The following is an 11,479-nucleotide window of genomic DNA, read 5'->3' as shown; positions in this document are numbered from 1 at the left end:
TTTAATGGGGCTATATCTTACTGCTGCTCACTCTGAGTCATTCGTATTAAACGGTGACGCAATGACTTTTTATCAGAAATAACAATATCCGAAAAATCAGAGAGCCAAATGCCATCAGCGACCAAGCGCACCATACATAATGTTTCGGTATTATCCGTTGCTTCATGCGTCTGTAATTGCTTATTAGACCAAGCAGCCCAAGCCTCACGAAGCTCGCTATCACCTAGCATCAGCACATATAAGGTGGCTTGGTGATTAAATTCATCCTGCCCTTTTTCGCCTAAGCTGATGGTCGCATCTATATATGCGCGCGTAAAAGAACCATAACTCACTGGGTCTTTGGCCATTGCGTCATTTACTTCTGACTCAAACTTTGCCATAGCATCATTGAATACGGCAAGAATAAGCGCGTCTTTGGTCGCAAAGTGATGCATCACACCACCCTTGGTCACCCCTACCGCATCAGCGACCGCCTGAAACGTGATATGCGATAACCCTTGTTCCAACGTAATTCGTGCTGCTTGGTCAAGCAAAGCACGGCGAACCAGCTCCGGCTGCTTTTTGCGTTTATGTGCATTATCCATAGTTCAATGTCCGACAGAATTAGAGAGTACGTTCATCACTACCACCCCACCGACGATCATAGCAATGCCGACCACCGCTGGAGTATCCAGATTTTGTTTAAATACGATGATGCCAATAATAGAGGTTAGAACGATACCCAGACCTCCCCACATGGCATAAGCAATACCCAACGGCAACGTTTTTAGCGTGTGCGTTAGCAGGTAGAACGACAGCACATACAGCACACCCATAATAAGGGTCGGACCTAAGCGAGTGAACTGTTCTGACTTGACCAAAAACGTCGTGCCGATCACCTCACAGATAATAGCCATGCCAAGATAAAAGTAAGCAATAGTGGTAGGACTCATAGTTGAGGTACTTATCGTTGAGGGGCTCACGTTAGTCGCAGCGCTACTACTTAAGACGCTATTAACTAAAACAGTATTAATAGATTATTATAAAGAAACCATACGGAAGGTATCTTATAGCCTTTTGTGAAGAATTGGAAGGGCTAGTTTGTGCCTTTATCATTTAGGCCCCGCTATTCACTTCTTATCATTATTGTTAGTTACAGGCTGAGTGTTTACCTGTGGCCGTATATTTTGGGTGGACTGTGCTCGTTATATGTAAGCATTATGAGAGATTTACGGTTATCTTAGAAGACATGCACAGTTTTAAGAAAGACTAAAATATTTGACGGTGCTTCAAACAATATGCTGACATCAGATATAGTCATAGTCATAGTCATAGTCATAGTCATAGTCATAGTCATAGTCATAATTAATATAAAACAATACCATACTGAATATTTTAAAGTGATTGTCTAGCTTGTTAGAAAAAGCACAGGTCTGCCTAACCGCTCGCCTTAATCGGTGTCTTAAACGGCAGTTATTGCCTTCATTTTAGAGTGATAGCCCTGATAGGTAATGGCATAGTTGCCAATCAACTGATGTTTACAGTCTGTGCATTGGTAATTTTGCTGACCATAGCTTTTTGTACCATTTTTCTTTAAACTGGGATTGTGGCAATCGGGGCAGTTGGTTGATATCTATTTGTGTCTTCATAACCTCAAATATAACATCTTGCTGCGGCTGTCACCCTTCTTCTAATTGCCTAGCATACTTTTGAAACATCACTCACCTGCTCATTTAATCGGTGATTTTTTGGCGGGGAAATCCAGTGCTGAAATCGGCGGCGTTCAACCTTCTTATACGCCTAGTGTTACTTTAGCGGATTTGAGTGAAGTGGTTCTTGACTGTGCTACACAGGCAATGTCACACGGGCAATTCGTGACGCAATTCCAGCCTTTAATCGTCAAATAAAAAAATTTGCCAAACCTAATGGTTTACTTACTAGCGTTGAAAATCAGAAATTAAAATAGCCGTTTAACTCGTTAAATTAAGGTACATCGCTCATGAAAAAATTAATCAAACTACTCACCATGTTAGGCGCATTTGCGGCGGTTGCGGCGCTGGTCTATGTGGCTGGCGAGACCGCTTTATCGGGTTCTCCGCTCATGGCATTAGTGCCTGTTACTATTATTCTTACTCTGACTATCCTGTATATCCGCCTAAGCGACAAGCGTGAGTAGTTTTTTTTAGCGCAAATAGGCTGTTCTTTGATGCTCATGGAGAGCTTTTGCACAGCCATTCGGGAGGAATATCAGCAGCAGGCTTACAACCAAGCAGTGAACCATATTTTTAGTCTCGTTAATACAGGCAAATACTGATACTCTAGGTAATCTTGTCTGTAGTTTGAGGTATTTTAATATAATGAATAAGACTGAAGGCATCGACCTCCTTACACTCGTCAACACCAAAGGCGAAATAACCGGCTATGCAGAAAAAATAGAAACGCACTTGCGTGGTGAACTTCATCTTGCTTTTTCCTTGATGATCATACGTTCTCGAGGCGCAGATACCGAGTATCTCTTACAACAGCGAGCATTACACAAGTACCACAGCGGCGGCTTATGGGCCAACACCTGTTGTTCTCATCCGCAGCCAAACGAAGGCATTAAGGATGCAGCGCAAAGACGTGTCGCTGAAGAGTTGGGTATTACTAGTGCATTGAATCTTTCTACGATTGGTCAGATTCAATATAAGTACCCGCTAGATAACCAGATGATTGAACATGAATTAGACAATATTGTAATCGCTAATGTAGATGACATCGAATGGCAGCAAAATCCTGATGAAGTGATGGATGTTAAATGGTGGAAAGAGCGTGATCTAGTTAAACTCCTTCACTGCGAACCAACTGCGTTTGTGGCTTGGTTTCCAATGGTTTTTGACTTCATAAAGAAAAATCAGCTAAGCCTGTCATCATCGCTGTGAACGATGCCACAGAGTAATCAGTAACATATGCGACATGGTCAGTCCAAAAAGACCGATGAATACCCATCTTAGTAAAGTAACGTTGAGCTCACTCGTACCAACTAATTTGAATAAGACTATCGCCAGTATTAGCGTGAGCAGGACGAAAGGCAAGCTAATGATGATCGCTTTGCGCACGCTTATGTTCAGATTTTCGCTCGCATCATGCAAGTGTTTGGGCGAATGCAACAAGCAAAAGTAAAGCGCAAAATGCAGTAAAGGGCTCAAAATCAAGCTGCTTACTACCAAGGCTATCCATTCGGCATAAGTCCATTTGCCAATAGTCTGTTTATCTTGCTTTTTGTCTCGCCGTTTATTTTGTGCCGCACTAACGACAAAGTGTAAGAACATCACGATTCCGACACCAAAGACTAACTGCATGCTTTGAATAATCCATTTGGCGCTTTCAGGACTGAGCAGCAACGAGGTGAATAAGGTCAATAATGTTGCTGAATAGAAAATAGCGGGGCCACAAATAATCACAGCCGCCAGTCCTATGCCAGCATAACTAGGCATAGTATTTCGCCAATCAGCAGAAAAATGATAAATAGACACGGCTAGAAACAAGGCAAGACCCAAAGCAGGAAAGGCTATCCAAAAGATAATTGCGAGAGCGGAAACAGCGACATAGGCAGTAATAAAATACAAAGCAGCATTGAGCGAGTCAACCAGTCGTAGTGATTTAGCAACAGCAAAGTCGAGCGCGCCATGAGGTAAGCCCAATACAGTCACAGCCAGCGCTAAAGCAATAATCAGATAGCTTTGTGGTATGTCTGGATTTAGTAAGGTGATTAATATTGCGCACAAAAACACATATAGATAAATTTGGGTATAACGTAATTTTGTCACTACTAGCGCTCACGTTTTTTATTGGATGACGCTGTGCGGGTAAAAAAAGAGCCAAAAGCGGCGCACAAAAACGCCCATTTTGGCATTGCCCAAATCACGCTTAAGATATCAAGTAAGGTTGCCTGCTCGGTCATAAAACGCGCGAATCGCTCTGCTTTTACTCGCTCAAACATGCGTTCAAAAATAGTCACACCTGTCTTCATGTCAGTGCGTAGTACTCTCAGCATAATGACATCCATTTTCTGGTATAGGCTATTGATAGGAGCAAGGGCTGCAGCGTTTAGTTTGGTTCGCTGTGTTAATGCACTGGCGCATTTTTTTGCCCATCGCTGGGAGCTGAGAAAGCTATATCCTGTGGCCGTTCGCATGGCACCTCCTGCAATGCCGCCATAAATAAGATCGCTATGAGGCTCGTGCCTATTTTGATTAATTAAATACATTGGTAACACCGCATGTTCGGTTCGCACTACTTTATAATCATGCTGTTTGACTATATTTTTGATTATTTGAGCGAAGCGTTTTTTAAGTGTTTCTTTATCGATAATATCGATACTAAAGCAAGTGAACTCTACCAGTGCATGGTTGACGCTGAAGGGTAATATATAGACAAACTCAATACCTAGCGCTGAGCGGCATAATTGATCCATTAATTTAACGGTGGATGGTTCAAATATCGCTGCGTCGAGCATGATTTCCTCACCATAAAAACACTGCAGTAGTCCTTTGTGATTGCTGTTTAATGCTGGGGGTCGAGTGTCAATAATCTGCTTGGCCATCAAGGTTTCGCTTGAGGTGGTGATGATAAACCCGTCATCCTCGGCTTTAATAGAGGCTACATCACAATTAAAGAGTACATCGATATTCGCCTGCGCACTTGTTCTTTCAACAGCAAGCGCGCTGAGATGCTCTGACCTTACTGAACAATACTGATAAAAAGAATGACCCATCAAATAGTGGCCTTGCTGTGTCATTAGACTCCAAGTTGACCATTTATGAGAAACAATGCTTTCAATATAACTTGGCACAGCATTACTATGCCAAAAGCTCCAAATACGGTCGTTCTGAGGGCCGCTTCGCCGTTCTAACACTTTAACCGTGCCGGTATAGTTGTGTTCATCGAGAGCCAATAACAGGGATAAGCCAGCTGCACCAGCACCAATGATTACCACATCAATAGCAGCTTGCTTAGCCTTTATGGTGTTCACAAAGTTTTTTCCTTTGCCTGGATATTTTCATGCAAATAATTATGGCTAGCGGACTGTGACTCTATGAGATGGGTATGCAGTTCGCTGCGATGCTTAACTGCTTTTTCGGCAAATTTGTTGATACGTAAGTGCCATAGCGCTTGTACGGCCAATATTATTTTGTGCAAGGGCGATATGTACACTCTTCCTTGCCAGTATTCACAATCTTGTTTTAGCAATTTTCGGCCTATTTGTCTGTATACATAGGCTGCCACCGCAATGGCTCGTTTGTTGCCATTAGGTAGGTAATAAAGTCCTGCTAATCCGCTTTGATAATACTCTTCAGCGAGGCTCAGTAATTTTACTATGGCATGCTGTATTTTTTGACGATCGTCAAGCCGTGCAAGAGCAATTTGCTCAGCTGATAGCGCATTTATCCATTCTCCTGGAATATAACGACGCCCCATATTAGCGTCTTCCATAACGTCTCTGGCGATATTCGTTAACTGCATACCAATACCCAAGTCAACAGCAAACTGATAGCCTTCTTCTTTAGCACCCAAGATAGGTGCCATCATTAAGCCGACGACACCGGCAACTTTGTACGCATAGTTTACGATTTCTTGTTCTGTTTCCAAGGCTTGTTGATACAAGTCTTCACTCACGCCTTGAATGAGCGTAATGCCATTGTTTCTGTCAATATTATATTCTTCGCATAGCTGCAAAAAATCGCCAATCAGAGGATGTTCGGTTTTATTTTGGAGAATGGCATGGTGTAACTCTTCAAGTTGCTTCTTGGCTTGGTCTTTATCGGGGCTCTCATCTGCAATGTCATCTACTATTCGACAAAAACCATATAAGCGTGCCGCTGCCATGCCTGTATCCGTTCCTAGAAACAGGCGTGCAAAGTTGAACGATTTACCATGTTTTTTTAATAACGCGGTTGGATCGTCTTGCATAAGCTATTGACTCGCTGGAGCAATGAGCCGGTCTACTACTTTTGCCGATGATAAAACACCGGGCAATCCTGCGCCTGGATGTGTACCTGCGCCGCACAAAAATAAATTTTCTGGACCTTCTGCCTTATTGTGAAAGCGAAACCAAGCAGATTGCTGAAATGATGGTGCAATAGAAAATCCACTGCCTTCTACACTGCTGAAGTCCTGTTCAAAATCTGTAGGCGTTTTCGCGAAACGATGCACGATATGGGCGGATAAATCCGGCATAATAGTGCGTTCAAGTGCCTCGATTATTTTATCGCCATACTCTTGCTCTTTCGCTGCCCAATCAATACCCGACAGATTATTAGGGACTGGTGCTAACACGTAAAAGGAGTCACACCCTTCGGGCGCCATGCTTGGGTCGGTTGCTGTTGGTCGATGTAGGTATAAAGAAAAGTCATCTGCTAGTATTTTTTTATCGAATATGTCACTCAACAACGCTTCGTATCGCTTGCCCAACCATATAGTGTGGTGCACTACATCTGAGTACTTTTTGGTGGTGCCAAAATGTAGCACATACAAACCCATTGATGACTTGGCATGTTTGGTTTTTAGTTTGGCCCCCATTTTTTGGTTTTCTTTGGGTACAAGATGTCGATATAAGAATTTTGGATCGATATTTGAGACTAGTTTATCGCATAAAAAAGAACCATCGTTAGTGTGTACTTGCGTGATACGATTGGCCTCTATGGTTAAACTGCTAACGCTAGTATTAAGCTTTATTTCAATACCTTCTTCCCGCATCAATTTTTCAAGGCCGTCGACCATCGCACCGGTCCCACCCATGGCAAAATGAACGCCCCATTTGCGTTCTACAAAATGTATTAAGCTATAGATACTGGTTGTTGCAAATGGATTTCCGCCGACTAGTAAAGGCTGAATAGAAAATGCTTGTCGTAATTTATCATTTTTTAAATAGGCACACGTCATTTGCCAAACGGTACGATGACACTTAAGCCTGATTAATGCCGGGACTTGGGCCAACATGGTCGATATTTTATGAAATGGCTTATCTGACAGCTTAGTAAAGCCAACATCAAAAATGGCTTCTGACTGCGCCAATAAGGCCATATATCCGACTTTATCATCTGGCTCAATTTCGTCAATATTGGCTAGGGTGTCTTCAATGGTGCCGCCATAATCGAAATGACTCTGGTCTGGGAAGACAAAACGATACCAAGGTTCAACAGGAACAAGATTGATATAATCTTCCATTTTTTTGTCGAACAGTGAAAAGAGTTCCTCGAATAAGAAAGGTACCGTCACGACGGTTGGCCCTGCGTCAAAAACAAATCCGTCTATTTTATGTTGTTGTGCACGCCCACCTAGACGTCCTCGTTGATCTATAATAGCCACGTCGTAGCCTTTTGCGCGCAGTCGAAGCGCCGATGCTATGCCACCAAATCCGCCCCCAATAACAACAGCCTTATTCATAAACACTTACCCTCGTTTTTGCCAATAAGGCCTGCGAAGCTTTAATAATTGATGCCGCACAATTAGCTGGAAGTAATGCTAGGTCTTTTTCACACTGTCTTAATAAATATTGCGCACGGTTTTGCGCAGTATCGATGGCCTCGTCAATACCACAGCTCAATGCTAACAAATTGATAAGGTTGAGGTGGTTTTGCTGCAAGTCTTGCTGCCAATCGCCAAGGTCATCCACTATTTGATAGGCGACAGCGAATTTTTGTAATGCGTTATGAGCCGTTTCTACGTGCTCTCCCATATCTGCCATAAGCAGAGGTAAAGAAAGGGTGAGTTGAATTAAAGGGCCTGACTTCATAGCCGCAATTTTTTCATATTCTTTTTCACTCACATTATCTGTGGCGTCAAGGTCTTGTGATTGCCCTTTGATGGTGGTGCTGACCGCTTGATGTGTTTGCCCCAATAGTGCTGCTAGAGCTGGATGTGAACCAATGTCAGCGAGCGCTCCGTATGCAGCGGATATCATGACATCGCCGGCGCAAATAGCATGCGATTTGCCATATTTTTTCCACACTGCCTGCCTGCCTCGTCGCACGGCTTCTGAGTCTTGAATGTCATCATGTATTAGTGATGCGTTATGCAGTAATTCGATAGTACAAGCTAACGCAATTATCGATTTTATCGGCAATTGCAGCGCAACGCCTGCTTCTAAACAGAACTTTGCACGGGATCTATTGCCACCGCTATTTAGGTGAAATAGGGCGGGTTGGTTATCCTTTAATCTGAAATTCATGTTTTCTTCACACTGTTTCAGAATGAGAGATGCTTTTGGTAATACGACCGCTTTAGTTTGTATCATAGGTATCACCCTAATATGAGAGTGAGTTTGTGACCCCAAATTGAAGTCACAAACTCGCTAGTACAGTGAATAGTATACGCTTATTACTAAACGTGCTTCTCTGCTACACCCTGACTTTCACTAGTTGCTGCGTACCATATTAGCAAACCAAACGCGACTTTGTTGACCAAATCTGCAAAGTTATACACGATGTTTAGTGCATCTTGATCTGCAGTACCTGTCATATAACCAAGTACGAAACCGATTGGATAAATTGCCCAACCAACGGTTACAATCCAGCGCATTGCTTTATAAGCATATTTGACTGCTGGGCTGGCTTCGCGCTCTGCAGCTTTTCCTGCTTCTCCGAAGAAGATCTCGTACAGGATATAGAACCAACCTAGCATTCCGATAATAAACCCTACGGTGATATTTAGGAAGCCTGCTTCCGCCATATAACCAGGAATAAGCATTACTAAAGTACCAATTAACAAACGCCAGAAAATTCCAGCCTTTGCTACGCCAATAGCACGTAAGATCAAATAAAATTCGATCATTAGTAATGGTACCGTTAATAACCAATCTATATATCTATATACGGTAGGTGTGGATTGAGTCGCTATCCACACATCGCGCATATAGAAATAATGAACGGCCGCAATAAAGGTCACCAACCCTGATACTACCAGGGATGTTTTCCATTTTGCAGTAACACTTTGAGTTTCCCAAAGGAAAAACACAGTAGCTGCCATTAATGCCATAGAAATCAACCAAAATGAGATACCGACGAAATCGTCAGCAGCTAAATTGGCTGCGGCATTTGCAAAGCTTGGAAGCAGTGATAAAAACAATACGGTGAATATCATTTTTAAGTTAACACTGACCTGACTCAACGAGAAGCTTTTTGTTTCATTATGTGCATTTTTTGTAGTCATAATTTTTTCTCCGTTTGTCCTTCAAAGAAATTTTTGTTCATACAATCATATTAAGGGGTTATGTATCTGGTGTTGTCCCCAACCGCTTCTGTTTACGCTTATGTTCGTAAATAATAATGCTAACAAAAAATTCACAAATTTAGTTGGAAAAGTTCAGTGATACTACATGCTGCAAACCAATAAACTTGTGCCTTACCAGGTAAGCCCATATGTCATAAACATATCTTGCAAACAGTGAACTCAATACAAAAGCTTCTTATTGCTAAGTACAAAGTTGTTAAGTACAAAGCTCACTTAAGTTTTAATTTTTGTCTAAGCTAGCTTACCACTTTGTAACAGATTATTGTAAATAATAATCGTACTTTTTATTACGATACCTTTTGGAATAAAAAGGCCGTTAATTTCAGATCGGAGGAAGCCCGATCACGGCGATTTAAGCTCAAATTAATCTAAGAATGTAAGCAAATGGTTAACTTAAAATATGGTGCTGATGTTCATAATAAAGGCTTAAAGGTGACGTCCTTAATCAGGATTGATACGAGTATAATGGACTAGGAAGGTTGCCGTCTCGTTTATATACTTGTGCACTAAAATTATTTTTATTTGCTATCAAAGCACTCAATTGGGTCAGATACTTGCAACAAAATAGGGTGTGATTGAGCAAAATTAACAACCGCATTTTTAGAGATACGAATGAGGTTAACCTCATTCATGGTCCACACATCATGGGTCTGGGGATTATCATCTATAATTAATATTTCACCAAACCAGTCACTACTAGACAAAATGCAGTACTATAGCGTCGTCACCGATAGCTTGAGTCATTTGGCCCTTTTGATATGTTTTGAGTACAATTATGTCTGCCAATAGTGTTTACATATTAGGCGGTAAGTGAGTAAATCAGGGGTCAGTGTTTAGATAGTGATTGATATCCATAAGTGTCGTATTTTTGGTAGACTTGGTTTTATGAAGCTACTTAGAATGGTATATTGACAGTATCTAAATCACAATAACTAAAACAGTTAGGGACAACGTAATGCAGACTGATTCAGTACCGATTTTACAACATAATGTAACAGAACAAGAGTGGCAAATGAGAGTAAATCTTGCTGCTTGCTATAGACTGATCGCCTCATATGGTTGGGATGATTTAGTATTCACTCATATCTCTGCACGAGTGCCAGATACTGAGGATGAATTTTTGATTAATCCTTATGGCTTATTGTTTGAAGAAATTACCGCTTCTAACTTAGTTAAAGTGAATCAAGCGGGTGAAAAGGTGTCGCCATCAGAATATGACGTTAATCCGGCGGGATTTACCATTCATAGTGCTGTACACGAGGCACGTAGCGATGCTCATTGTGTGCTCCATCTTCATACTAGTGACGGCGTCGCTGTGTCTACTCAGAAGCAAGGCTTACTGCCTATATCCCAGCAATCGCTATTTCCGTTATCTAACTTGGCCTATCACGACTACGAAGGGATCGCATTAAACCCTGAAGAAAAGGTGCGTCTAGTCGCTGATTTGGGTAGTGCCAACTTTATGATTTTACGCAATCATGGCTTACTCACCTGTGCTAGCAGCGTTGCGGATGCATTTTTATACATGTATATCATGCAAAAAGCATGCGAGATTCAAATCAAAGCGCAAAGTAGTGGCAATGAATTGACACTCATACCAGCACACATATTAGCGGGTATCCAAGCGGCGTCAGATGAGGTGACCAAGGGTGCAAATGGTGATATTGCTTGGCCTGCCCTGCTAAGAAAATTGCGCCGAACTGATCCCTCATTTGAGAAATAATCCAATGGGGGTACGCCAGTTATGAAAATCTTGAGTGAATGGCAACAGCAGGGGCGATTTGAGTCCATTAACGGTCAGCAAATTTTTACTCGTCAGGCGGGGGATAAAAATGCGCCAGCATTATTGTTAATTCATGGGTTTCCTAGTGCCAGTTGGGACTGGGAAGGTATGTGGGATGAGCTCACACAACATTATTACGTGATTACCCTCGATATGTTGGGGTTTGGCTTGTCAGACAAACCTCAGAACGCGCGCTACTTAATCAGTCAACAAGCAGATATCTGTCAGAATCTTTTGCATAAACTTGGTATCAGTGACTATCATATTTTAGCCCACGATTATGGTGACACAGTTGCTCAAGAGTTATTAGCAAGGCAAGTGGATGGTAGTAGTGACATGCACACAGCTGCTTATCTGCAGTTTAGGAATAGTATTGGCTAAACGACGCCATAACATTATTGTCTAAAATCAGTTAACCACTACCAGTAAACTCATTGCTAGCCC

General features: G+C 42.0%; 14 protein-coding genes. 4 read left to right on the top strand and 10 right to left on the bottom strand.

All coding sequences use genetic code 11. The annotated features are described in order from the left end of the window. Positions 1 to 17: 17 nt before the first annotated feature. The 3 genes from H4W00_RS07065 to H4W00_RS12725 form a co-directional block, all read right to left on the bottom strand. Positions 18 to 584, bottom strand: a complete 567-nt coding sequence (locus tag H4W00_RS07065) for a TetR/AcrR family transcriptional regulator (RefSeq protein ID WP_209956870.1) — start codon at positions 582 to 584, stop codon at positions 18 to 20. A 3-nt stretch (positions 585 to 587) separates the two neighbouring features. Next, positions 588 to 932 (bottom strand): DMT family transporter, encoded by a 345-nt coding sequence (locus H4W00_RS07060; protein ID WP_209956869.1) that lies wholly within the window; start codon positions 930 to 932, stop codon positions 588 to 590. Between the two features lie 509 nt (positions 933 to 1,441). Further along, positions 1,442 to 1,612, bottom strand: a complete 171-nt coding sequence (locus tag H4W00_RS12725; protein ID WP_442966462.1) for an IS1/IS1595 family N-terminal zinc-binding domain-containing protein — start codon at positions 1,610 to 1,612, stop codon at positions 1,442 to 1,444. Positions 1,613 to 1,978: 366 nt separating this feature from the next. Between H4W00_RS12725 and H4W00_RS07050 the strand changes: the two genes are divergently transcribed. Together H4W00_RS07050 and idi are read left to right on the top strand one after the other, a co-directional pair. After that, on the top strand, positions 1,979 to 2,155 hold the full coding sequence (locus H4W00_RS07050) for a hypothetical protein (protein ID WP_209956868.1): 177 nt from the start codon (positions 1,979 to 1,981) through the stop codon (positions 2,153 to 2,155). A 181-nt stretch (positions 2,156 to 2,336) separates the two neighbouring features. Continuing rightward, a complete protein-coding gene (idi, locus tag H4W00_RS07045) occupies positions 2,337 to 2,900 on the top strand; it encodes an isopentenyl-diphosphate Delta-isomerase (RefSeq protein WP_209956867.1) in 564 nt (187 codons plus the stop codon). On the opposite strand, the gene H4W00_RS07040 is transcribed toward idi, so the two are convergent. The 7 genes from H4W00_RS07040 to H4W00_RS07010 form a co-directional block, all read right to left on the bottom strand. After that, positions 2,889 to 3,788 (bottom strand): Brp/Blh family beta-carotene 15,15'-dioxygenase, encoded by a 900-nt coding sequence (locus H4W00_RS07040; RefSeq protein ID WP_209956866.1) that lies wholly within the window; start codon positions 3,786 to 3,788, stop codon positions 2,889 to 2,891. The two genes, idi and H4W00_RS07040, sit on opposite strands and share 12 nt — an antisense overlap. Positions 3,789 to 3,790: 2 nt before the next feature. Continuing rightward, entirely contained in the window at positions 3,791 to 4,993 is a 1,203-nt protein-coding gene (locus tag H4W00_RS07035; RefSeq protein ID WP_209956865.1) for a lycopene cyclase family protein, read from the bottom strand. Further along, positions 4,990 to 5,931, bottom strand: a complete 942-nt coding sequence (locus tag H4W00_RS07030; protein WP_209956864.1) for a phytoene/squalene synthase family protein — start codon at positions 5,929 to 5,931, stop codon at positions 4,990 to 4,992. Before H4W00_RS07030 ends, H4W00_RS07035 begins: the two co-directional genes overlap by 4 nt. 3 nt (positions 5,932 to 5,934) lie before the next feature. Continuing rightward, a complete protein-coding gene (gene crtI, locus H4W00_RS07025) occupies positions 5,935 to 7,407 on the bottom strand; it encodes a phytoene desaturase family protein (protein WP_209956863.1) in 1,473 nt (490 codons plus the stop codon). After that, positions 7,400 to 8,257 carry a polyprenyl synthetase family protein gene (locus H4W00_RS07020; protein ID WP_209956862.1) on the bottom strand — a complete coding sequence of 286 codons (858 nt, stop codon included), beginning with the start codon at positions 8,255 to 8,257 and terminating at the stop codon, positions 7,400 to 7,402. Before H4W00_RS07020 ends, crtI begins: the two co-directional genes overlap by 8 nt. Before the next feature lie 86 nt (positions 8,258 to 8,343). Continuing rightward, positions 8,344 to 9,171: a bacteriorhodopsin-like gene (locus H4W00_RS07015; protein ID WP_209956861.1), complete on the bottom strand. Its 828-nt coding sequence runs from the start codon at positions 9,169 to 9,171 to the stop codon at positions 8,344 to 8,346. Positions 9,172 to 9,770: 599 nt separating this feature from the next. Continuing rightward, positions 9,771 to 9,956, bottom strand: coding sequence for a hypothetical protein (locus H4W00_RS07010; protein WP_209956860.1), 186 nt, complete (start codon positions 9,954 to 9,956; stop codon positions 9,771 to 9,773). Positions 9,957 to 10,207: 251 nt separating this feature from the next. On the opposite strand from H4W00_RS07010, the gene H4W00_RS07005 reads away from it, so the two are divergent. Both H4W00_RS07005 and H4W00_RS07000 read left to right on the top strand, forming a co-directional pair. After that, entirely contained in the window at positions 10,208 to 10,975 is a 768-nt protein-coding gene (locus H4W00_RS07005) for a class II aldolase/adducin family protein (protein WP_209956859.1), read from the top strand. A gap of 21 nt (positions 10,976 to 10,996) precedes the next feature. Next, positions 10,997 to 11,416: an alpha/beta fold hydrolase gene (locus H4W00_RS07000; protein ID WP_209956858.1), complete on the top strand. Its 420-nt coding sequence runs from the start codon at positions 10,997 to 10,999 to the stop codon at positions 11,414 to 11,416. The last annotated feature ends 63 nt before the right edge of the window (positions 11,417 to 11,479 follow it).

It is taken from the genome of Psychrobacter sp. PL19 (assembly GCF_017875835.1).
Taxonomy (GTDB): Bacteria; Pseudomonadota; Gammaproteobacteria; order Pseudomonadales; family Moraxellaceae; genus Psychrobacter.
The sequence above is the reverse complement of the archived record's forward strand: the minus strand, read 5'-3'. Positions and strand labels throughout refer to the sequence as shown.

Bases quoted from the DNA above. Each gene is read 5' to 3' on its own strand.
- H4W00_RS07060 (WP_209956869.1), bottom strand. From the start codon at position 932: ATGAGTCCTACCACTATTGCTTACTTTTATCTTGGCATGGCTATTATC.
- H4W00_RS07020 (WP_209956862.1), bottom strand. From the start codon at position 8,257: ATGATACAAACTAAAGCGGTCGTATTACCAAAAGCATCTCTCATTCTG.
- crtI (WP_209956863.1), bottom strand. From the start codon at position 7,407: ATGAATAAGGCTGTTGTTATTGGGGGCGGATTTGGTGGCATAGCATCG.
- H4W00_RS07000 (WP_209956858.1), top strand. From the start codon at position 10,997: ATGAAAATCTTGAGTGAATGGCAACAGCAGGGGCGATTTGAGTCCATT.
- H4W00_RS07065 (WP_209956870.1), bottom strand. From the start codon at position 584: ATGGATAATGCACATAAACGCAAAAAGCAGCCGGAGCTGGTTCGCCGT.
- idi (WP_209956867.1), top strand. From the start codon at position 2,337: ATGAATAAGACTGAAGGCATCGACCTCCTTACACTCGTCAACACCAAA.
- H4W00_RS07050 (WP_209956868.1), top strand. From the start codon at position 1,979: ATGAAAAAATTAATCAAACTACTCACCATGTTAGGCGCATTTGCGGCG.
- H4W00_RS07030 (WP_209956864.1), bottom strand. From the start codon at position 5,931: ATGCAAGACGATCCAACCGCGTTATTAAAAAAACATGGTAAATCGTTC.
- H4W00_RS07015 (WP_209956861.1), bottom strand. From the start codon at position 9,171: ATGACTACAAAAAATGCACATAATGAAACAAAAAGCTTCTCGTTGAGT.
- H4W00_RS07005 (WP_209956859.1), top strand. From the start codon at position 10,208: ATGCAGACTGATTCAGTACCGATTTTACAACATAATGTAACAGAACAA.